24 protein-coding genes are annotated in these 21749 nt (G+C 34.2%); 20 read left to right on the top strand and 4 right to left on the bottom strand.

Annotated elements, in window-relative coordinates:
- Positions 1–35: 35 nt before the first annotated feature.
- The 4 genes from AC1RPU_RS00565 (at position 36) to AC1RPU_RS00550 (ending at position 3508) form a co-directional block, all read left to right on the top strand.
- A complete protein-coding gene (locus AC1RPU_RS00565) occupies positions 36–707 on the top strand; it encodes an MIP/aquaporin family protein (protein ID WP_481760937.1) in 672 nt (223 codons plus the stop codon).
- A gap of 108 nt (positions 708–815) precedes the next feature.
- Positions 816–1991: a cation:proton antiporter gene (locus AC1RPU_RS00560; RefSeq protein WP_481760936.1), complete on the top strand. Its 1176-nt coding sequence runs from the start codon at positions 816–818 to the stop codon at positions 1989–1991.
- Between the two features lie 133 nt (positions 1992–2124).
- A complete protein-coding gene (locus AC1RPU_RS00555; RefSeq protein ID WP_481760935.1) occupies positions 2125–2964 on the top strand; it encodes a pyridoxamine kinase in 840 nt (279 codons plus the stop codon).
- A gap of 1 nt (position 2965) precedes the next feature.
- Positions 2966–3508 carry an ECF transporter S component gene (locus AC1RPU_RS00550; RefSeq protein WP_481760934.1) on the top strand — a complete coding sequence of 181 codons (543 nt, stop codon included), beginning with the start codon at positions 2966–2968 and terminating at the stop codon, positions 3506–3508.
- A 49-nt stretch (positions 3509–3557) separates the two neighbouring features.
- On the opposite strand, the gene AC1RPU_RS00545 is transcribed toward AC1RPU_RS00550, so the two are convergent.
- Entirely contained in the window at positions 3558–3737 is a 180-nt protein-coding gene (locus tag AC1RPU_RS00545; RefSeq protein ID WP_409021673.1) for a hypothetical protein, read from the bottom strand.
- 174 nt (positions 3738–3911) lie between these two features.
- Between AC1RPU_RS00545 and AC1RPU_RS00540 the strand changes: the two genes are divergently transcribed.
- From AC1RPU_RS00540 to AC1RPU_RS00500, 9 genes are all read left to right on the top strand, one after another.
- Complete coding sequence (locus AC1RPU_RS00540) at positions 3912–4466, top strand: guanylate kinase (protein ID WP_481760933.1); 555 nt, start codon at positions 3912–3914, stop codon at positions 4464–4466.
- A gap of 78 nt (positions 4467–4544) precedes the next feature.
- Positions 4545–4985 (top strand): Fur family transcriptional regulator, encoded by a 441-nt coding sequence (locus AC1RPU_RS00535; protein ID WP_409021670.1) that lies wholly within the window; start codon positions 4545–4547, stop codon positions 4983–4985.
- A 69-nt stretch (positions 4986–5054) separates the two neighbouring features.
- Positions 5055–5549 carry a hypothetical protein gene (locus AC1RPU_RS00530; RefSeq protein WP_481760932.1) on the top strand — a complete coding sequence of 165 codons (495 nt, stop codon included), beginning with the start codon at positions 5055–5057 and terminating at the stop codon, positions 5547–5549.
- An 18-nt stretch (positions 5550–5567) separates the two neighbouring features.
- On the top strand, positions 5568–6380 hold the full coding sequence (locus AC1RPU_RS00525) for a DUF6681 family protein (protein ID WP_481760931.1): 813 nt from the start codon (positions 5568–5570) through the stop codon (positions 6378–6380).
- A 151-nt stretch (positions 6381–6531) separates the two neighbouring features.
- Positions 6532–7269 carry an amino acid ABC transporter ATP-binding protein gene (locus AC1RPU_RS00520; protein ID WP_409021667.1) on the top strand — a complete coding sequence of 246 codons (738 nt, stop codon included), beginning with the start codon at positions 6532–6534 and terminating at the stop codon, positions 7267–7269.
- A gap of 33 nt (positions 7270–7302) precedes the next feature.
- Entirely contained in the window at positions 7303–8130 is an 828-nt protein-coding gene (locus tag AC1RPU_RS00515; RefSeq protein WP_481760930.1) for a glutamate ABC transporter substrate-binding protein, read from the top strand.
- The gene (locus tag AC1RPU_RS00510; protein ID WP_481760929.1) at positions 8127–8765 is read left to right on the top strand and encodes an amino acid ABC transporter permease; all 639 of its coding nucleotides are present in this window, start codon (positions 8127–8129) and stop codon (positions 8763–8765) included. Before AC1RPU_RS00515 ends, AC1RPU_RS00510 begins: the two co-directional genes overlap by 4 nt.
- A 17-nt stretch (positions 8766–8782) precedes the next feature.
- A complete protein-coding gene (locus tag AC1RPU_RS00505) occupies positions 8783–9436 on the top strand; it encodes an amino acid ABC transporter permease (RefSeq protein ID WP_409021664.1) in 654 nt (217 codons plus the stop codon).
- A 125-nt stretch (positions 9437–9561) separates the two neighbouring features.
- On the top strand, positions 9562–10155 hold the full coding sequence (locus AC1RPU_RS00500; protein WP_481760928.1) for an NADPH-dependent FMN reductase: 594 nt from the start codon (positions 9562–9564) through the stop codon (positions 10153–10155).
- 53 nt (positions 10156–10208) lie between these two features.
- On the opposite strand, the gene AC1RPU_RS00495 is transcribed toward AC1RPU_RS00500, so the two are convergent.
- Both AC1RPU_RS00495 and hflX read right to left on the bottom strand, forming a co-directional pair.
- Positions 10209–11546: an APC family permease gene (locus AC1RPU_RS00495; protein ID WP_481761139.1), complete on the bottom strand. Its 1338-nt coding sequence runs from the start codon at positions 11544–11546 to the stop codon at positions 10209–10211.
- Between the two features lie 146 nt (positions 11547–11692).
- Entirely contained in the window at positions 11693–12964 is a 1272-nt protein-coding gene (gene hflX, locus AC1RPU_RS00490; RefSeq protein ID WP_481760927.1) for a GTPase HflX, read from the bottom strand.
- Between the two features lie 299 nt (positions 12965–13263).
- Here hflX and AC1RPU_RS00485 point away from each other — a divergent pair, with 299 nt between their 5' ends.
- From AC1RPU_RS00485 to AC1RPU_RS00455, 7 genes are all read left to right on the top strand, one after another.
- Positions 13264–14907, top strand: coding sequence for a peptide ABC transporter substrate-binding protein (locus AC1RPU_RS00485; RefSeq protein WP_481760926.1), 1644 nt, complete (start codon positions 13264–13266; stop codon positions 14905–14907).
- 99 nt (positions 14908–15006) lie between these two features.
- Positions 15007–15936 (top strand): oligopeptide ABC transporter permease, encoded by a 930-nt coding sequence (gene opp3b / locus AC1RPU_RS00480; RefSeq protein WP_409021660.1) that lies wholly within the window; start codon positions 15007–15009, stop codon positions 15934–15936.
- 2 nt (positions 15937–15938) lie between these two features.
- Entirely contained in the window at positions 15939–16964 is a 1026-nt protein-coding gene (gene opp3C, locus AC1RPU_RS00475) for an oligopeptide ABC transporter permease (RefSeq protein ID WP_481760925.1), read from the top strand.
- Positions 16965–16974: 10 nt separating this feature from the next.
- Positions 16975–18042, top strand: a complete 1068-nt coding sequence (locus tag AC1RPU_RS00470; protein WP_481760924.1) for an ABC transporter ATP-binding protein — start codon at positions 16975–16977, stop codon at positions 18040–18042.
- Positions 18043–18061: 19 nt separating this feature from the next.
- Positions 18062–19021, top strand: a complete 960-nt coding sequence (locus AC1RPU_RS00465) for an ABC transporter ATP-binding protein (protein ID WP_481760923.1) — start codon at positions 18062–18064, stop codon at positions 19019–19021.
- A gap of 267 nt (positions 19022–19288) precedes the next feature.
- Positions 19289–19648, top strand: coding sequence for a hypothetical protein (locus AC1RPU_RS00460; RefSeq protein WP_481760922.1), 360 nt, complete (start codon positions 19289–19291; stop codon positions 19646–19648).
- A gap of 219 nt (positions 19649–19867) precedes the next feature.
- Positions 19868–20218, top strand: coding sequence for a hypothetical protein (locus AC1RPU_RS00455; protein WP_481760921.1), 351 nt, complete (start codon positions 19868–19870; stop codon positions 20216–20218).
- Positions 20219–20270: 52 nt separating this feature from the next.
- Here AC1RPU_RS00455 and AC1RPU_RS00450 read toward each other — a convergent pair whose 3' ends face one another.
- A complete protein-coding gene (locus AC1RPU_RS00450) occupies positions 20271–21713 on the bottom strand; it encodes an APC family permease (protein ID WP_481760920.1) in 1443 nt (480 codons plus the stop codon).
- Positions 21714–21749: the final 36 nt, after the last annotated feature.

Here is a 21749-nt window from a genome sequence, read left to right as displayed (position 1 = left end):
ATAATTAAGAGATACTAATATAGGGGGATTTAAAATTGAATTATAAAAATTATATTGCTGAATTTATCGGCACATTTTTCTTGGTATTATTTGGTACAGGGGCAGTTACGTTAGGTAACGGTAGCCCACTTGTTATTGCACTTGCATTTGGTTTAGCTATTACATTGATGGTTTATGCTATTGGACCTGTTTCAGGTGCACACATCAATCCTGCTGTTTCATTAGCAATGTACATCAACAAGCGCATGTCATTGACTGATATGGTTGCTTACTGGGTTAGTCAAATCTTAGGTGCGATTGTAGCATCTAGCGTGGTTAAGATGATTATTTCATCAATGACAGATACATCAAAAGTTGCTGATGGTTTTGGTTCAAATAGTTATGCAACAATTCCTGGTGGTATGGCATTTTTCGTTGAAGCCTTATTCGCATTCTTATTCATCTTTATTATTTTGATGGTTACGAGTGAAAAATTTGGTAACAGTAATATTGCTGGCTTTGTGATTGGTTTAACATTAACAGTACTTATCTTTGTTGGTTTACCACTTACAGGGGTTTCAGTTAACCCTGCTCGTAGTATTGGACCTGCACTTTATGCCGGTGGCGATGCACTTTCACAACTTTGGGTATTTATTCTTGCACCATTAGTTGGTGGTGCTATTGCAGCATTCGCAGCAAAATATATTTTTAACAGTGAAGAAGCTTAATTTAATTAAGTGAATCATAAGCAGTGAATTCCGAGAGGGAATTTGCTGCTTTTTATTTTTAATGTATGTTATGGTTAATATAGATAGTGACAAGTGAGAGGAGAAATAATGGCATTTTTAGGAACGATTTGTTTAGTATTAGTGGCAACATCAATTGCGGGTCATGTCAGCACACGAATTGGTGTTCCTAGTGTTATCGGGCAATTATTAGTTGGTGTTTTACTTGGACCAGCAATGTTGAATTGGGTCCATTCAGATCATTTATTTGCGATGTTCGCAGAAATTGGTGTGATTATTTTAATGTTTATGGCGGGATTAGAAAGTGATTTAGATCTACTTAAAAAGTATTTAAAACCGGCCTTATCAGTTGCGACTTTAGGTGTTGTCTTCCCTATCTTAGTTGTCTATTACTTTGGTCGAATTTATAATTTTGGATTTGAATCGGCTTTATTTTTAGGTGTTATCTTTGCGGCAACGTCAGTTAGTATTTCCGTCGAAGTCTTGAAAGAATTAAAACGATTAGATTCAAAAGAAGGTGCAACAATCCTAGGTGCGGCCGTTGTGGATGATATCTTAGCTGTTGTTATTTTAAGTGTATTAGTTAGTGTATTTGGTAATATTACAAGTACCGGTGATAGCGCACAAGCTAACATTTGGATTGGCTTCTTATTAGAATTTGTTTACTTCATTGGTATTTTAATCCTATTCAAGTGGGTGGCGCCTTTCTTGATGAGATTAAGTGAACGATTATTAGTTGGCTCATCGATTACGATTATGTCACTGGTTATCTGTCTAGGTATGGCCTACTTAGCTGACTTAGTGGGGTTAAGTGCTGTTGTTGGTGCCTTTTTTGCAGGAATTGCAGTGGCACAAACACCGTATAAAAAAGAAATTGATGCCAATATTGAACCAATTGGTTATGCAGTCTTTATTCCAATGTTTTTCACGAGTATTGGATTAAGCATGTCATTTGATGGATTTATGAAAAATATTTGGTTTATCGTTATTTTAACGATTTTGGCCGTCCTCACAAAATTACTAGGTGGTGGATTAGGTGCTAGGTTACTTGGATTTGATTTAAATAGTGCATATGTAATCGGTGCGGGGATGATTTCTCGTGGCGAAATGGCTTTGATTATTGTCCAAATTGGGTATACCGCACACTTGTTGTCGACGGAATACTATTCGGCAGTTATCATGGTAATTATTATTTCAACTATCGTAGCACCGTTTATGTTAAAACATGCGATTGGTCGACAAAATAAAATTGAATTGAAGAAATAGTTGAACTGTTGAGGAACTAGCCTAGTGCTAATTTTTCAACAGTTTTTTATTTTTAAATGGTTACTAAATATCGCTATTCTGGCGTATTCATTTTATAATGAATTAAATAACTTCAAATGAAGAAGGTGGAATAATGAAACAATTATTGATTGCACAAGATTTATCTAGTGTTGGTGGTGTTTCATTAGGGATTGCGGTTCCTGTTTTAGCTAGTTATCAACAACGGACGACAATATTGCCAACAATGTTATTAAGTAGTCATACAGGTGGATTTGGAGTACCAATGAAGGTAGACATCTCACCATTTATAAAAGCTTTTGAAGAACACTGGGCAACTATTCCAGTTCAATTTACGGGCGCATATTTGGGCTATCTAGGGACGGCAGAAAGTATTAAAATGATGGGGATTCTACTAGATAGGTTATCTGATGATAAAGCACTCACCGTTATTGATCCAGTTATGGCTGATCACGGCACGTTATATTCAGGACTGACAAACGACTATGTAGAAGAATTAAGCATGTTATGTTTAACGCAAGCAGATTTAATTTTACCCAATTTAACAGAGGCTTACTTATTGGCAGACTGTAATTATCAGGAAAATCCTAGCGAGGCAGAAATTAAAAAGTTACTAACACGTTTATTAAAGAAATTAAATTTAAAAGCGGTTATAATTACAGGAGTTACAAACCAGAAAAATCAAATTGGTGTTGTTTTTCTAACAAAAGAAGGCGAATCAGGTTGGGTATTAAAAGAACAACGTGAGAATCATTATTTTGGGACAGGAGACTTGCTAGCAAGCTGCGTAGTGGGTGAGTTAATGAATGGTCATTCACTAAGGGAAGCATTGGAATTTGCAGTAGAAGTAACATGGAAAGCGATGAGTAATTCTGATAATGAAGGACTTGATCAAAGGTTAGGGGTTAATTTTATGAGTATTTTACCCGATATTAACGATAGAATGGAAAAATAAAATGAGAAATGAAAGATTAAGAAGCATTATTTTAGCGGGATTATTTGCGGCAATTATTTATATAGGTATCTCAGTTTTTAGAATACCAATCCCAGCTATGGTGGGAAAACCATTTATTCATTTCGGTAATTCACTAGCAGCATTGGCCGTGATTTTTTTAGGGTTTAGTTATGGCACAATTGCAGGAGCGATTGGTCTGGGATTATTTGATATTTTGAATGGTTATGCAGATACGTCATATTTTACTGTACTAGAAGTAGTGGTTATTGCATTACTAATTACGGTTGTTACGAAAGGATTAAAAAATTATCATGGTAAATATTGGATTATCATTATTGCTGCAACGGCAGGAATTGGTAAAATAGGAACATCATATTTAGTTTCGATTGGTGAAGCAATGATTAAAGGTGTTAGTTTTAATGTCGCCGCTGTTCAGGCGTTTTTAAGTTTACCTGCAACTGTTGTTAATTCAATCTCGACAATTATCATTGTTAGTTTATTATACGTACCCATTAAGCGATTGATGGTAAGGTTTAATCGGTAAAAAAGTCCAAATAAAAAAGGGTTGATGTGCGTGAGCTCACATTTACCCTCTATACAAATTGTCCAGATTGAACATATTTCATTTCTGTTGATAAGTTGGAAACGGCTGTTTCGATTGTTACCCCAGAACCTGAAATGGCTGGATTATTTTTTGAACTAGCAATAAAGATTTGTTTTTCAGTGTCTAAAGAAATCGTATACCAGTTTTTACTAAATGTTCCAAATTTCATAAGTGTGTATCCTCCGTATTTCTATATCTTACTACCATGAAAGCGCATTCTACTTTCTTTAGTAGAAGCTTAGTATAGTACGTACATAAAATGAATGCAAGTCATTTGTTTTATATTAACCAAAAATTTTTTAAATAATATGAAGAAGTCTAAAAACGATAAAGGGATGATTTAATGCAAAAACGAATATTCGTGATCACGGGTGCTCCGGGAACAGGTAAAACGACGATTAGAGACTATCTAACCAAGCAATTTGATGCCAAAAAGGTGATTACTCACACAACTAGGCAACCAAGAGTTAATGAAAAAAATGGTCGCGATTATTATTTTGAATCCGATGAAACTTTTTTTAATTTTCATTATTTAGAACATGTTGAGTATGATCGCCATTACTATGGTTCATCAAGAGAAGCGATAGATGCTGCTTGGTCAGAGGCAAAAAATGCGACAATTGTACTCGATACGGCAGGTGCCATCACGTATTCAAAAGAATTACCAAAAGAAACAGTTGTCTTATATTTGTCTGTATCGGATAATCAGATATTACAAGATCGGTTAATTAAACGGGGAGATACGATTCGAAATCGAAGTTTACGCTTAGATTCTGGTGAAGCAAAACGAGACATGAAACTTCCAGCAGATCTTGAAGGTATAGCACATGTCATTATTAATGACGATTTAGTTGACGCAAAGAAACAGATTGATCAGTTAATTCAATCATTAGGTTAAGAGTGATTGCTTTTTTTAGTTGATATGGTATTCTTCTTAAAGAGTAACCATTATTATTTAGAAATGGAGATAAGCCTTTTGACTGAATTAATTGATGATGCATTGCATATACTAAAAGAAAATAAATATAAAATTACGAAACAAAGAAAAAGTTTATTAACGTATTTAAGTCAGTATGAGGAAGCTTATGTTGACGTTACAGTTGTGGATGACTATATGAGAAATAAATATCCAGGGATGAGTCATAATACAATTTATCGAAATATCAAAGAATTTAAAGAAATGGGTCTTGTTGAGCAACGGATGAATGGTGAACGAGCCTGTGTAAAATATCAATGTGATTTTAGTCACAAACATCACCATCATTTTATTTGTACTTCTTGTAGTAAGGTGGTTGAACTTGATAGCTGTCCGCTAGATTATTTTGTAAAACAGTTACCAGGTTACAAAATAGAAGAACATAAATTTGAATTACATGGGATTTGTGATGAATGCCAAAAAAAATTATCGAAAAATTAAGTTTATCTTCGAATAAACTTCAATAACAAATGGTTTAATGGAAAAAGTACAAAATTGGAGTGAGAGTTAATGGCATATAGAACGCCACCATTTATAACACCTTTTGCAATTGTTTCTATCGTACTTGCATTGGGCGCAACTAACGTTGTTGTTAACAAAACAACGAATACAAACGAAGGAGCAACAGTTTCTTCAGTAGCTTCATCACCGTCGGAAACTAAACCTAAAGTAGACGATAATTCGAGTTCCAAAGAAGTAAGTTCATCTTCTGAGACGAGTTCTTCTGATTCGTCCTCTTCATCAGAAAGTTCAAAAGATGAGTCTAGTAGTTCAAGTGCTGCCGATGAAACATCAAACAAATCAGCAAGTACAAGTGCCGATAATACAACGGATGATAAGAGCGCGGAAACAAGTACCGATGACACAACTGATACAAGTACAGATACTGATACAAATGCGGATAAAGCTAGCTCGGCAACAAGCACAAGTAGTAGCGTGAAGAATACTAAAACGGTAACGACTGACAAAGCCAAAGCCAGTGCAGAAACGACAAATACAGACTAAGGATTAGGAGGTAAATAAATGTTTAGTTTACTAGATTTAGCAAACCATTATTTAGGGTTTATTAATGTTAATTTAAAATTAAAAAATAGAATTTATACTGTTTTAGGCTTTCTTGGTAATTGGTATTTATTGTATATCGCATCACGATATTTCATAAATGGTTATTATGTTAGAGGTAGTTTGTTTATTCTTGCTTTTTTTGTTTTATTATATTTTATTGTTTTAAATGTTATTCATTATTTTACAAATAAAACAACTAAATTTGATCCTTCACCGAAAATTGAAAAATTGTTGGGCGGACCGCCTAAGGAAGAAATTGAAGGAGATAAACGTCGCCGAATGCAACCAGGTTATGTTCAAACGAATGGCCTATTTGATTCTAAAATGCTGATGCCAGCGACACTTAGGACAAATAGAAACGAAAAAGTAAGTATTCAAAAAATTGCTGATCAAATGAAGCAAGTTAAGTATTCAGATTTTGATTATGATGGATTGTCAGATGATGCTATTATAAAAGAAATTCAGAAAACAGGAAAACCAGTGTCAGAGTTAGCACAGCCCGTTGCTTTTCCATTTTTTGAATTAAAAATAGAAGACGAAAAAATGAATGTTTACGCTGGAATGAATCAGATTGATAAACAATTGATTGGTCGCCTAACCCATGTTGGTTTATCTGATATTGAAACGGCTAAAGAACAATATGATATTTACTTAGCAACAGCAACTATTTATGGTGGTAATCAGAAGGTTGCTGGTCGATCATCAGTTATTGAAGAATCACATAAATTTCACGTTAAAGTTCAAATTGCCTATAAAGAAAAAGAAAATTAGTAAAAAAGTGATAGCAAATAACTACATTGCTATCACTTTTTTTGTGATTATATGGTACATTTAAAAAAGACTGCAATTAAACATCCATTTGGTAGTATAATTAAAGTATCACAAAAAAGAATAAAAGAGTTAAGAGAAGGGGATTGAGAGTATGGCAATGATCGAATTTAAAAATGTGGAGAAATATTACGATAAATTTCACGCATTGAAGAATATCAATTTAAAAGTTGAAGCAGGCGAAGTCGTCGTTATTATCGGGCCATCTGGTTCTGGAAAAAGTACATTAATCAGAACTATCAATGGTTTAGAGCAAGTTAACGAGGGGCAACTATTAGTTGATAATTTTGATTTAGCAGATAAGAAAACGAATATTGATAAAATCAGAAAAAATGTTGGGATGGTATTTCAACATTTTAACTTGTACGAAAACAAAACTGTTTTAGAAAATATTATGCTTGCACCACGTTTAGTTTTAAAACGGGATGAAGCTGAAAATAAAAAAATCGCAATGGATTTATTAAAAACAGTTGGACTTGATGATAAAGCACAATCATATCCTAGAATGTTATCAGGTGGACAATCGCAAAGAATTGCCATTGCCCGTAGTCTAGCTATGAAACCTAAGGCGCTATTATTTGATGAACCAACTTCTGCATTAGATCCTGAAACAATTGACGATGTTTTAAAAGTTATGAAAGATATCGCTAAAAATGATGGGATCACAATGATTGTTGTAACTCATGAAATGGGCTTTGCTCGTGAAGTAGCCGATCGTGTTATTTTCATGGCTGATGGTCAAATTCTTGAGGATGATACAACAGTAGAATTTTTCGACAATCCAAAAGAAGAACGTGCAAAAAAATTCTTGAGTAAAATTATTAAACATTAAGGAGCTCAAGACTGTGAGAGTGGGGATTAAAATATGAAACAATTAAGAAAAATTAGCTTATTGTTTATGAGTATAGCTATGGTATTAGTTATTGCAGGCTGTGGAGCGCAAAGTAAAGCCAACATTGCAACAACAGCTAAAGAAACAAAAACAATTAACTGGGGTGTTAAAGCAGATACGAAGTTATTTGGTTTAATGAACATCAAAACCGGTGAAATCCAAGGATTTGATATTGATATTGCTAAGGCAGTGACAAAAAAAATCTTAGGTAAAGATGGTAAAGCTAATTTTGTTCAGGTAACAAGTAAAACAAGAATTCCACTTTTGAAAAATGGAAATATTGATGCAATTATTGCGACGATGTCCATTTCTAAAGATCGTGAAAAACAAGTTGATTTTTCTAACTCTTATTTTGCTGCCGGACAAGCTATTTTAGTTAAAAGAACAAGCTCAATTAAATCCGTAAAAGATTTGAATAAAGACGGTATGGTTGTTTTAGGTGTTAAGGGTTCAACTTCAGTTATTAACATGAAGAAGTATGCACCTAAAGCAGAAGTGCTGGAACTAGATGATTATGCGCAAGCATTAACCGCACTAAAATCTGGTCAAGGTGATGCTTTAACAACTGATAATGGTATTTTATATGGGATGGTTAAAGAGAATTCTGATTTTGCTGTTGTTGGTGGTACTTTTACGCATGAACCTTACGGAATTGCGATTGATAAAGGCCAAGGTGAATTTAAGAATGAAGTTAATAAGGCTTTAGCTGAAATGCGTGCCGATGGCTCGTATGAAAAATTATTAAACAAATGGTTTGGCGATATTCCAGGATTTAGTGTGAAGGAGGCGAGTCAACAATGATTACGATTTTTACAGAACATTGGCAAGCCTTATTAACAGGACTTGGCTATACATTGTGTTCAAGTGTACTCGCATTATTTTTTAGTTTAATTATAGGTTCGTTCTTTGCAATTTTGGAAGAAATGCCATATCGAATTTTAAAAATTATTGCACGTATCTATATTGAAATATTTAGAAATATTCCGTTATTGGTTGTTGCAATGTTTTTCTACGTTGTGGTACCTATGTACGTTACGAATATCAACGGATTTACAGCTGGAACAATCGGACTAACGATTTACACATCTGCCTTTATTGCAGAAACAGTTCGTGCTGGGATTAGAGCTGTTGATCCTGGACAAATGGAAGGTGCTCGCTCAAACGGGTTAACATTCATGCAATCGATGTTTCATATTATTTTACCCCAGGCATTTAAATATGTGATTCCACCTTTGGGTAATCAGTTCATTAATTTGGTAAAAAACTCTTCAGTTTTAGCCTTCGTTGCTGGATTTGATTTAATGTACCAAGGTGATATTATCGCATCAACAACATTTGATACAATCAACACGTACATTATCGTTGGGGTGTTATATTTAATTATCACGATGCCATTAAGTTATTACATGAGACATTTAGAAAAGAAATTAAGTTAAAGGGGGTCTAGAAAAATATGTCAGATTTTATTGCAGCATATAGTTGGGAAAATATTCGCTACTTACTACAAGGATTATTAGTAACAATCGAAGTTTCAGTTATTTCAATTATTTTCAGTTTTATAATTGGCGCTATTCTAGGCCTAACACGATATATTAAAGTAAAACGTTTATCTGCTATAGTTGGTTTTATAATTGATTTAATTCGAAATTTACCATTACTTTTAATCTTATTTTTCGTTTATTTTGGCTTAGCAAATGTTGGTATTCGGTTATCAATTTTCTGGTCAGCAACGTTAGCGATGACCGTTTTCGAATCAGCAATGTTAGCTGAAATCATTCGAAGTGGTATTCAAGCTGTTGAACCCGGACAAATGGAAGGTGCTCGCGCAAATGGTCTAACTTATTGGCAAGGTCTGCGTGTGATTGTCTTACCACAAGCTTTAAAGAAAATGATTCCACCATTGGTTAGTCAATTTATCTCATTAATTAAAGATACGTCATTGGCTACTATCATTGTTTTACCAGAGTTACTGTATCATGCACAATTAGTATACGGTCAAAATACTAATTATGTTATTCCAATGTTCGTCGCTTTAGCAGTGATGTACTTCGTCGTTTGTTATGCACTATCATTGGTTTCAAGATACTTAGAAAGACGCTTAGCGTAGACAATAAAATAAAAATGGTTGTTGAAATCTATATAGATTTTAGCAACCATTTTTATTAGTTAGTAGAATCGGCATAAAATGACGGTTTGTTTGATTGAAAAATAAATTAGAAAGAAGATGATGTCATGGTGAAAATTGCTGTTATTCTAGGGAGTTCAAGAGAGAATTCTATTGGTAAAAGGGTCATTAAGTATATTGAAGGAGTAGCAAAAAATCAGGATAATGTTGAATTTTCATTTCTAAAATTAAGTGACTATCAGTTAACCTTCTTCCACGAAAAATTGGCACCTATGCAAAATGAAAATCGACAACTACCTGAAAATGAAGCACGATGGATAGCGGATGTAGCTGCGGCAGATGGCTTTATTATCTTAACGCCTGAATATAATCATGCTATTCCAGCCGTTTTGAAAAATGCAATCGATTATTTGGCTTTTGAAGGGCAACGTAAACCAGTTAAGATTGTGGGCTACTCAGATAACATGCGCGGTGCACAATTTGCAACAGCTGAATTAGTACCTATTTTGAATCGATTAGGATTTATCACGTTGCCTACGCCAACATTATTGGGAATAGTTGATCAAACATTTAATGAAGATGGACAACTAAATAACGATGCTAAGTTAACAGATTATACAAAAAATAAAATTGCTCAGACTTTGCAAGAAATTAAATTTTATACACAACTTTTTGTGAATAATCCTTTTCCCGGAAAATGATGAATTAAAAATAAAAATGTGTAATGACAATAGCTGTCATTACACATTTTTTATTATAGATCTTTATTTTTATGTGTTTCGTATAAATAAACCGGGATACCAAGTGCAACAATTGTAAATGAAATTAAAACACCTACAATATCTGATTGAACTTCGCTAACTAAAACGAAGGCTGCACCTAAGATAGCAACAATAGGTGTTATGGGGAACAATGGAACTGAGAAAACACGTTTTAAATCTGTTCCTTTATTCCGACGGCGTAAGATAAAGAGGCCGACGAAAGTCATAACATAAAAGCAATAAACTGTAAAAATACAAATTTCAGATAAGCGATCAGCATCAAAAAATAAAATCATAATCGCTGCAATACTTAAAGCCACACATGTTGCAATAACAGGTGAATGTGATTTTGGATGTAAATAAGATATTTCTTTATGGAAAGGTAATTGTTTGTTCTTACCCATTGCCCACATAATTCGAGGGAATGTCATGATTTTACCGTTCATACAACCAAGAATAGAAATAATGACACCGATATTCATAATTTTTCCACCAAGTTGGCCAAAGGCAATCTTAGCAAATTGTGGTGTTGCATTTTCGCCTAGTTGATGGATTTGACTAGCAGGCATGACACGCATAATACTGAACGAAACAAGAATATAAATAAGAAGAACAATTGAAATTCCTAAAACAATAGCTCTAGGTAATGTCTTTTTAGGATTTTTAATTTCATCACCCATATTAGCAATCAGAATCCAACCATCATAAGCAAATAAAGTAGCTAGTATACCAACACCAAAATTATTTGTAGAGTGACTGACAGTTGCAACAGATTGGCCAAGTGCATTTGCATTGCCAAAAAATAAACCAAAAATAATAATAGCAGCAATAGGGAATAATTTACAAATAGTTGTAATAATCTGGAATGAAGCACCATAACGATTTGATAGCATATTTAGGAAGCCAATAGAAATGACTGCAATTAATGCGATTAAATGAGAATAACCAGCTGGAATACTAAAGAAATCTACTATTAAAATAGCAAGGTACGCGCCTAACGCAGCAATCATAGCTGGTCCATACACGATAACTTGCATCCAACCAGCTAAGAAACCCCAAATTTTACCGTAAATTTTTTCCATGTAGATATATAATCCACCGGTTTCTGGAATTTGAGATCCAATTTCAGCAACAGTTAGTCCAGCGGTTAAGGTTATGATACCACCACATAGCCATGCGAGCAGGGCATTTGTAGTAGAGCCGGTGTAGTCAAGTACCGAAGCTTGTTTAAAGAAGATACCAGAACCAATAACAGTTCCGATTACGATTGATAATGCTGACCATAGACCTAACGATCTGTTAAGTCCAACTGCTGGTTTTTTTTCCAAAATTGAATCCTCCTTTTCTAAAATGAATAGTTGCATTTTAGCATAACAGCGGGAATCATGCAATAAACTAGATATGATTATGACGACAAAAAAGAGTGCGTGAATCGGCTATTTCAGACCGATTCACGCACTCTTTTTATAGAATTATTTTAAACGATGTAATCTTGCAATTGGGTTGCAATAGTTTTTGTTGCATCAATCTTTAATTTTGTACCTGATTCTTCATAATCTGTTTCTAAGATAGTTGCCTTTTCATTGATTAAATCAACAAGTTGACCTTTATCAAATGGGATAAGAACAGTCATAATTTCGTTATCTTTAAAGACATTCTTTTTAATGATATCTACTAATTGATTAAGTGATTTTTCATCACGCGCACTATAAGTGAATTTATCATCTGAGAAAGTAGGATAATCAATATTTGCTAAATCAGCTTTATTATAGGCATAAATCATCGGAATGTTTTCGACGCCAATAGCTTTTAATGTATCTTCAGTTGTTTGAATCATTTCCTCAGCATGTTTATCAGCCACGTCAATCACTTGGATAAGTAAATCAGCTTGTGCAGCTTCAGCCAAGGTTGTACGGAAAGCTTTTACTAATTGGTGAGGCAATTTGCTGACAAAACCAACAGTATCGCTCAATAAAATTTGTTTTTTATCTTCAAATTGAATATTACGGACACTTGTATCTAATGTAGCAAACAACATATTCTTTTCAAAAACTTGTTTGTCATCATCTTGTCCGATTAGACGAAGCAAGCCGTTCATTGTCGTTGATTTACCTGAATTAGTATAACCAACTAATGCAACAGTCGGAATACCAGATTTATCACGTTGTTTACGTCTAGTAGATTCTTCTTTGTCCATTTCAGCAAGATCTTTTTTAATGTGGTTAATCCGATTTTCAATCACACGACGATCTAATTCAATCTTCGTTTCGCCAGCACCACGGTTAGCGAGTCCACCACCAGATTGTTGATCTAGTTTATCTTGCATCCCTCTTAAACGAGGTAACTGATATTGAAGTTGAGCCATTTGAACTTGGAGTTTTGCTTCGCGTGATTGTGCTCTTGAAGCAAAAATAGCTAAAATCAGGCCTGTACGATCCATAACTTCCATACCTGATGCAGCTTCAAGGTTACGAATTTGAGTTGGTGATAATTCGTCGTTTACAACTAAAATTTTCACACCTTGTGCTTCACTTTCAGTCTTGAATTCTTCAGCTTTACCTTTACCAAAGTAAAGGGCAGCAGTTGGTCGATCTAATTTCTGACGAATGTCTTCAACAGCATGCATGTTGTTAGCTTCGACTAATGCAGCTAATTCAGACATTGTATAATCTAAATTTTCACGTTGTTTTTCGATACCAGCAATGAAAACGTCAATAACTGGTATTTCTGTAGAATAAGTTTCTTTCATGAGAACCTCCTCGTGGAACTTAATTAATAGGTTAAGTATAACATTTATTCAAAAAAATATTCGAACATCAAAATAAGTTAACTGAATTAAATGAGAATTAATGAATAAAAATGGCCAAACTCTCATTTTAACAACGTGCAAATGTTATGAGTTGAATATTTTATATAGTTAAACGGCTTTTTTAAAGGCGCTTGAATCTCTTTTTAATTAAATTAGAGTTTAATGTTGATTTTAATCTTTTTCTAATGTAAGATAAACCTACGTTAAGAAAAGGTAAATAAAAAAGGAGAGGTCATATTATGAAGTTAAAGTCAGTTTTGAAATTAAGTGGTGTGCTAGCATTGTCTGTCATTGTCTTGGCAGCGTGTGGATCTAAATCTTCATCTTCAGATAGTAAAGAACTCGCTGATAAACAGGTTATTAATTGGTCTGAAACAGCTGAATTACCATCGATGGATTTATCGACAGCAACGGATACAGTTAGCTTTAACATGTTGAACAATACTAATGAAGGTTTATACAGAATTGGTAAGAACAGTAAAGTGTCAAATGCACTTGCAACTAAAACAACCGTTTCAAAAGATGGCATGACTTATACATTTAAACTTCGTGATTCAAAATGGAGCAACGGAGACGATGTAACGGCTAAAGATTTTGTTTATTCATGGCAACGGACCGTTAATCCTAAGACAGCTTCACAATATGGTTACCTCTTCTCAGGGATTAAAAATTATGATGCAATCAGCGCGGGTAAGATGGCGCCATCAACATTGGGAATCAAAGCAACTGACAAACATACATTAGTTGTAACACTTGATAAAAAAGTACCATATTTCAAATTATTGATGGGCTTCCCAACGTTCTATCCACAAAATCAAAAAGTTGTTGAAAAGTATGGTTCTAAATATGGCACACAAAGCAAATACATGGTTTACAATGGTCCATTTACATTAAATGATTGGACAGGAACTAACTTAACTTGGGACCTAAAGAAAAATGACACTTATTGGGATAAAAAAGCAGTTAAGCTAACACAAATGAATTTCCAAGTTTCTAAAGATAATACAACAAGCTATAATTTATACCAAAGTCAAAAATTAGATATGACGAATTTATCTGCTGAACAAGCTAAAACATTGAAAACAGATAAAGACTATATCACACGTAAACAAGCATCAACGTTCTACTTACAATACAATCAAAAGAATAAATTATTTAATAACCAAAAGATTCGTCAAGCTATTTCATTAGTTATCAACAGAAAACAATTTGTTGATAAAATTTTAGGGGATGGCTCAACTGTTGCGACAGGTTTAGTATCATCAGGTCTTGCTTCAAATCCTAAAACAGGCGAAGATTTTGCAAAAGAATCAACCGTTAAATCAACTGCAAATACAGACATTGCAAAAGCAAAAGAATTATGGAAAGCAGGATTAAAAGAAGTTGGTGTTACAAAAGCTAGTTTCTCACTTCTAAGTGATGATACTGATAAAGCTAAGAAAACAAATGAATTTTTACAAAATGCGATTGAAGATAACTTAGATGGTGCGGATGTAACATTAACAAATATCCCATTCAAATCACGTTTAGCAAAATCAACTAGTGGTGATTTCGATATTGTTGTTACAGCATGGGGTGCTGATTTCTCAGACCCAATCTCATTCTTAGATTTATTTACTTCAGATAATTCACAAAATGCAGGTAAATGGAAAAATAGTGAATATGATGCATTGATTAAAGCTTCAAAAACAACAGATGCAAGTAATGCAGATAAACGTTGGGATGATTTAGTTAAGGCTGAAAAAATCTTGATGAAAGATCAAGGAATTGCACCTCTTTACCAAATGGCTCAAGCTCAATTATTAAGATCAACAGTTAAAGGTGTTATCTACAATGGAGCTGGTATCAATTACAATTTCAAAGATGCTTATGTTACTAAATAATTAATTAACGTGTTAAAATTTAACAAGTGAGAGTTAGCTACCACGGCTAATTCTGACTTGTTTTAATTACATAATAAAGCAAAAGTGAGGGTCAGAATTATGGGTAAATACCTAGTTAAACGAATTTTTTATATGCTACTGACGTTGTTTTTAGTCGCAACCATTACCTTCTTTTTAATGAAGTTAATGCCTGGATCACCTTATGCGAATCAGCAAAAAATGACAACTGAGCAATTACAGATTATGAATGAACAATATGGATTGAATAAACCCGTATGGCAACAATATCTCATTTACTTAGTGGGATTAGTTAAGGGTGATTTAGGAACGTCATTCCAATACAGTAATCAACCTGTGTCATACCTAATTTCAAGCCGTATTGGACCATCCGGACAACTTGGATTACAAGCTATCATCTTCGGAATAGTTATTGGAATTGTGATTGGTGCCATTGGTGCGATTAACAAAAATACTTGGATTGATACTTCTTCAACAATTTTATCAATCTTAGGTATCTCAATTCCTTCTTTCGTCTTAGCTGTTTTATTACAGTATTACGTAGGATTAAAGTTAGGCTGGTTACCAATTGCTGATTGGGGCGGATTCAGTTACACGATTCTACCGACAATTGCTTTAGGGGTTGGCCCACTGGCGGAGACGGCCAGGTTCATTCGAACCGAGATGGTGGATGTCCTAAGCAGTGATTACATTGAACTGGCTAAGGCTAAAGGATTAACAAAGTTTGGCGTTGTATTCCACCATGCTTTACGTAATAGTTTAATTCCTTTAGTAACATTAATCGGCCCTTATACGGTTGCATTAATGACTGGTTCAATGGTTGTTGAAAATATATTCTCAATTCCTGGAATTGGTGAACAATTCGTAAAATCAATTTTGACAAATGATTTCCCCACAATCATGGGTGTTACAATGCTTTATTCAGCTGGACTAGTAGTTGTTATCTTATTAACAGATATCATTTACGGTATTATTGACCCAAGAATTCGATTAACTGGAAGGAGAAATTAACGATGGCAGATAAAATTGACCTACCAGTAGATGCATTTGAACCGTTAGATAAAAATAACGCTATTGATAATGAAAAAATTGCTGCACCGTCGTTGACTTTCGTTCAGGATGCTTGGCGTCGGTTGAAGAAAAATAAAGGGGCTTTTATCTCACTTTGGGTCCTGGTTGCAATTTTTATTTTGGCATTTGGATCCCCCATTTTAGCACCACATAGTGCAACAGAACAAAATGTTGAGTATACAAATTTACCACCTAAAATTCCTGGTGTACCAATAGATGGATTAAATGGAAAGTTAAAAACATCATCAGGTAGCTGGTATGATGCTTATGAACAAAATAGTATTCCAAAAGATAAATACTTTATTTTAGGAACGGATGTTTTTGGACGTGATTTGTTATCAAGAATTATGTATGGAACTAAGATTTCCTTAATCGTGGCACTAGTTGCTGCATTAGTCGATTTAGGAGTCGGTGTTGCTTATGGAATCTTGTCCGGTTGGCGTGGCGGACGTGTTGATACATTCATGCAGCGAATCATCGAAATTATTTCATCGGTACCTAACTTGGTCGTTATTGTTTTAATGTTATTGGTTTTCAAACCAGGTTTAACATCAATTATTTTAGCAATTGCAGTGACTGGTTGGACAACGATGGCTCGATTAGTTCGGGCACAAACGTTGAAATTAAAAGATCAAGAATATATTCTTGCAGCTCGAACTTTAGGCGAGTCACCCGTAAAAATTGCAGTGAAACATTTACTACCTAACTTATCGAGTGTGATTATTATTCAAACAATGTTTACAATTCCTAGTGCTATTTTCTTCGAAGCTTTCTTAAGTTTCATCGGAATTGGGATTAGTGCTCCTCAAGCTTCACTTGGGTCATTATTGAATGATGGTCAAAAGAATTTCCAGTTTTTACCATACCAAATGTGGTATCCAGCAATTGTTTTATGTATTATCATGGTTGCCTTCAACTTATTAGGTGATGGACTCCGTGATGCCTTTGATCCAAAAACGAAAGAGTAGGTGTTGAAAAATGGCAGAAAATATTTTAGAAGTTAACAATCTAGAAATTAATTTTCATACGTATGCTGGAGATGTTAAAGCCATACGTGATGTTAGTTTTCATCTGGCTAAAGGTGAAACTTTAGCAATCGTTGGTGAATCAGGTTCCGGTAAATCCGTTACAACAAAAAGTTTAATGGGATTATTAGCTAATAATGCAGAAGTTATGGGTGGAGAAATTCTTTTTCATGGTGAAGATTTACTTAAAAAATCAGAAAAACAAATGGAAAACATTCGTGGTAAAGATATCGCAATGATTTTCCAAGACCCAATGACTTCTTTAGATCCTACTATGAGAATTGGTAGACAAATTGCTGAACCATTAATGAAGCATAAACATGTAAAAAAAGAAAAAGCAATGGCGCAAGCCTTGGAAATTTTGAAGTTAGTTGGGATTACAGATGCTAAAAAACGCTTTAAGGACTATCCACATCAATTTTCTGGTGGTCAACGCCAACGAATTGTTATTGCGATTTCATTAGTTTGTTATCCAGAAATTTTAATTGCTGATGAACCAACAACAGCTTTAGATGTAACCATCCAAGCACAGATTTTGGAATTAATGAAAGAATTACAAGCAAAAATTGAAACATCAATTATTTTCATTACCCATGATCTAGGGGTTGTTGCTGGTATGGCTAATCGTGTAGCGGTTATGTATGCAGGTCGGATTGTTGAATATGGGACAGTCGATGAGGTCTTTTATAACCCACAACATCCATATACTTGGGGCTTATTGAATTCAATGCCAACACTTGATAGTGAACATCTGTACGCAATTCCAGGTACACCTCCTGATTTATTGGATCCACCAAAAGGGGATGCATTTGCCGCTCGGAATGAGTACGCTATGAAGATTGATACAGAACAACAACCACCATTCTTCGATGTTTCACCAACACATGCAGCAGCTACATGGTTGTTGCATCCAGATGCACCTAAAGTAACGCCGCCAGTTGAAATTCAAAGACGGTATAAAATTTTTGCAAAACAACAAGAAACAAAAATTAAAGCGAATCAAAATTTGGTAGAAAACTAAGGAAGGGGAGCTGAACATAGTGGAACAAAAGAAAAATAAAATTTTAAAAGTCCGTCATTTAAAACAATATTTTAATGTCGGCAAACCAGACGAAGTGAAAGCTATCGATGATATTTCATTTGATATTTATGAAGGCGAGACATTTGGCTTGGTGGGCGAGTCAGGGTCTGGTAAAACAACAACAGGTCGTAGTATCATCAATTTATATGAACCAACTGATGGTAAAATTGATTTTGATGGTGTTGATATTCGTAAAATTAAGTCTAAAAAAGATAAATTACAATTTCGCCGTGACATGCAAATGATTTTTCAAGATCCATATGCATCACTAAATCCACGAATGAAAGTTAAAGATATTGTGGCAGAAGGAATAGATATTCACCATTTAGCTGCCAATGATGAAGCACGTGCGAAACGTGTTGAAGAATTATTAGAAACAGTTGGATTGAATAAAGATCATTCTAGCCGCTACCCCCATGAATTTTCAGGTGGCCAACGCCAACGTATTGGTATTGCTCGTGCTTTAGCTGTAGAACCTAAGTTTATCATCGCAGATGAACCTATTTCTGCATTAGATGTTTCAATTCAAGCGCAGGTTGTTAATTTGTTGAAGGAATTACAAATTGAACATAACTTAACATATTTGTTTATTGCACATGATTTATCAATGGTTAAATATATCAGTGATCGAATTGGTGTGATGCATTATGGTAAGTTATTAGAAATAGCTCCTGCAGACGAAATATATACACATCCTTTACACGATTATACAGCCAGTTTAATCTCGGCCGTTCCTGTTCCTGACCCTGAATTTGAACGTAATCGCATTCCAGTACCATACGATTCGTCAGTTGAGGCAGATGGTAAAAAACGTCGAATGGTTGAAATTTCGCCAGAACATTTTGTTTTAGCAAGTGAAGATGAAATCCCTATGTATAAGGAACGAGCTGCCAATACTTTGGCAGAAGAAGCTGAATAATAAATCAGAAAGATCTTTTCAAGAATTTTTGAAAAGGTCTTTTTTGATTTTAAAAAGGGTGTAAACTATTAATTGTATGAGTATCTTAAATATATTAAAGGAAGTATAAAAATTTTAGGTAATTATGCATAAAATAATGTATACTAGATGTATTAGAATTAGGTAACGACATAACTATTTTTTGATTTGGGAATGAATAAAAGGTTCAACTAAAACGTTATGTGGAACAAAGGGTTTTATATGGTGGGGAGAATGGGAGCACCCAACATGATAGATGATACAGAAGTATATAATGAAGCGTACAAAGAATTACCGTATGATGTACAATTACTTTTTCAAGAGGGGCGTCTCTGCGAAAAAGATAATGATTTAGCCGTATTATTCGATTTATTTATTAAAAGTACAATTAATTTTACTGAATTCTATGGATTTAACGATGATAGAAAGCAGCTATTTGATGAATTGAAACAAAATCCAGAAGAGGCCGCGCAGTTAATTAAGCAATATCGGTATTATCGTAATTGGTTCGAAAAATATCAGGCTAATGTTAATTGTTTTTCGAAATTAAGATTTCTAACTGTCTGTGAATGGTATGATGGTCAACAAGCATATGCAAGTAATAATTAAGAAATGCTATCATACAAGAAATTAAGTAAAAAAAAGTTAGAATATAAAATTAATTTAACTTAAAATGCGAACTTAAAATATACGGCAAGCTTAACAATATTGTTAAGCTTTTTTTGTTTTTATAAGACGCAGAAAAAATTAAAATAGATAACAAGCCAAGTGCTTGTTATCGATGAGAAGGGTGTGGTATATTAATTGCAATTATCGGGGGGTAATCGAATGAGTTTAGGTGAAGGAATAAAAAATGTAAACGCATTACCGTATGATGTGAGGCTATTATTAGAGGAAAGAAATATTCCGGAGAATCAAATGAGTTGGGAAATTATTTCTGATGTGTTTCTTGAAAGTATTGCGACTTACACAGCATTTTATGGATTTAATGAGGATCGTAGAGCGCTATTCAATGATTTAAAAAATGATAAAAATGAGGCCAATCAAATTATAACAACCTATAAAGAATATCGTGAGTGGTTTAAATACTATCACGTTCATTTTGAAAATCTAGAAGATGTGAGGTTTTTAACGATTTGTGAGTCAATAGGTGTAGATGGCATAATAATAAAAGATTAAATTCAAAAACGCTATGACTACTTTTAATTAAGTAGTCATAGCGTTTTTGAATTTAATCTTTAATACCATCTCTTTTACGTTCACGTTCAGCAATCATTGGCATAATGAATCCAAGACCGATAAGAACAACGACACTAATAATATTGATGGCTAACTGGTAGTAGAATAGTGAGCTACCCATCTCGACATCTTGAGGAATAATCCCAAAGACTGTTGCCAAAACAGTAACAACTAAGCACCATAAACCAACAGCGTAAGCTAATTTGTCATTTTTAATGAAGACATATTCTGATGGATATTTAGCACTATTTTTACGGATCTGCATGAAGGCGAAGAAAATCCAACAAGTGACACCTGGTGAAATAATTCCATTCAAGTTCAGTAACCAATTAAAGATTGTATTCATATCTGGCAAGAAGACACCCAAGAAGAGAATGAAGGCACTTAAAGTACAAGTTAAAATGTACCCATTAATTGGTAAACCATCTTTGTTAACTTTAAGTAATTTCTTAGGCATATAACGAGCGCCTGTGTCAGAGATAAGCATGCGAGTCATAGCGTCAAGAAGAACAGCTAGAAGAGCACACATGTACACAATTTGAGTAATAGCGAAGGCATACATTAACCAACTACCCATATGAAATTGATCTCCTAAACGAAGGAATGCGTAGTACGAACCATTCATTTTAAAATCATTAGGAATGTTATGGGCATTGAAGAAAATCCCAAGTGCGAATGAGCCGAAAACTGTTAAGAAGATTGTCATAACGGTTAACATAATCATGGCTTTAGGGAAATCTTTTTTAGGTTTTTTCATTTTTGTGACAAATGGCGCAATTAATTCTGCACCATTAATCGCATAAATTAATAAACCAATTGTTGTGAAATAATGTAAATCAAATTTAGGAATTAGTGTGTGCCAGCTCATATTTGTTGTTGCAATACGACCTGAAGGTGTTAATAATGAGCCAAATGCCATTACAACATATAAAATTGTGAGGATGAACATGGTACCACCACCAATAAGACCTAAAAATTCTAATGAACCTTTGAAGAAACGTTGAACAAAAATGAAACCAACGAAGATTACTAATGTTATTAACGCGAACATAGCTGTTGATAAACTATCTTCGAGTGCATTACTTCCGTTAAATAACCAACCAAAGCCAACAACGACTGAATTAGCGGTATCAACAACGTAAGGAATCGAAGCAGCCCAATAAGTCCATGCCGTAAAGTAACCTAGTTTTTCGCCACGAGTTCCGCGAACCCATGAACTTAAACCGCCACCTTCTGAATTAAAGACGGAACCTAATTGTCCTACCATTAAAGAATAGGGAATTACATATAATAGCAATAAAATGATCCAAGATGTAATAACGCCCATACCTTGATTTTGAAAGTTATAGACGATATCGTCGAAGCCAATAACTGTTACGAATGACATTAATGCCAAAACTGGCCACGATATAAATGTTTTTTTCTCGTTTTCCATAAGTACCTCCCGTGATAAATAACTATGTAAATTAAA

It is taken from the genome of Dellaglioa sp. CoH-55-MRSF-7 (assembly GCF_056782235.1).
Note: the sequence above shows the minus strand (reverse complement) of the source record. Positions and strands in the feature narration are given on the sequence as shown.

Coding starts and splice junctions, on each gene's coding strand:
- AC1RPU_RS00560 (WP_481760936.1), top strand. CDS start 816: ATGGCATTTTTAGGAACGATTTGTTTAGTATTAGTGGCAACATCAATT.
- AC1RPU_RS00555 (WP_481760935.1), top strand. CDS start 2,125: ATGAAACAATTATTGATTGCACAAGATTTATCTAGTGTTGGTGGTGTT.
- AC1RPU_RS00550 (WP_481760934.1), top strand. CDS start 2,966: ATGAGAAATGAAAGATTAAGAAGCATTATTTTAGCGGGATTATTTGCG.
- AC1RPU_RS00545 (WP_409021673.1), bottom strand. CDS start 3,737: ATGAAATTTGGAACATTTAGTAAAAACTGGTATACGATTTCTTTAGAC.
- AC1RPU_RS00540 (WP_481760933.1), top strand. CDS start 3,912: ATGCAAAAACGAATATTCGTGATCACGGGTGCTCCGGGAACAGGTAAA.
- AC1RPU_RS00530 (WP_481760932.1), top strand. CDS start 5,055: ATGGCATATAGAACGCCACCATTTATAACACCTTTTGCAATTGTTTCT.
- AC1RPU_RS00525 (WP_481760931.1), top strand. CDS start 5,568: ATGTTTAGTTTACTAGATTTAGCAAACCATTATTTAGGGTTTATTAAT.
- AC1RPU_RS00520 (WP_409021667.1), top strand. CDS start 6,532: ATGGCAATGATCGAATTTAAAAATGTGGAGAAATATTACGATAAATTT.
- AC1RPU_RS00515 (WP_481760930.1), top strand. CDS start 7,303: ATGAAACAATTAAGAAAAATTAGCTTATTGTTTATGAGTATAGCTATG.
- AC1RPU_RS00510 (WP_481760929.1), top strand. CDS start 8,127: ATGATTACGATTTTTACAGAACATTGGCAAGCCTTATTAACAGGACTT.
- AC1RPU_RS00505 (WP_409021664.1), top strand. CDS start 8,783: ATGTCAGATTTTATTGCAGCATATAGTTGGGAAAATATTCGCTACTTA.
- AC1RPU_RS00500 (WP_481760928.1), top strand. CDS start 9,562: ATGGTGAAAATTGCTGTTATTCTAGGGAGTTCAAGAGAGAATTCTATT.
- hflX (WP_481760927.1), bottom strand. CDS start 12,964: ATGAAAGAAACTTATTCTACAGAAATACCAGTTATTGACGTTTTCATT.
- AC1RPU_RS00485 (WP_481760926.1), top strand. CDS start 13,264: ATGAAGTTAAAGTCAGTTTTGAAATTAAGTGGTGTGCTAGCATTGTCT.
- opp3b (WP_409021660.1), top strand. CDS start 15,007: ATGGGTAAATACCTAGTTAAACGAATTTTTTATATGCTACTGACGTTG.
- opp3C (WP_481760925.1), top strand. CDS start 15,939: ATGGCAGATAAAATTGACCTACCAGTAGATGCATTTGAACCGTTAGAT.
- AC1RPU_RS00470 (WP_481760924.1), top strand. CDS start 16,975: ATGGCAGAAAATATTTTAGAAGTTAACAATCTAGAAATTAATTTTCAT.
- AC1RPU_RS00460 (WP_481760922.1), top strand. CDS start 19,289: ATGATAGATGATACAGAAGTATATAATGAAGCGTACAAAGAATTACCG.
- AC1RPU_RS00455 (WP_481760921.1), top strand. CDS start 19,868: ATGAGTTTAGGTGAAGGAATAAAAAATGTAAACGCATTACCGTATGAT.
- AC1RPU_RS00450 (WP_481760920.1), bottom strand. CDS start 21,713: ATGGAAAACGAGAAAAAAACATTTATATCGTGGCCAGTTTTGGCATTA.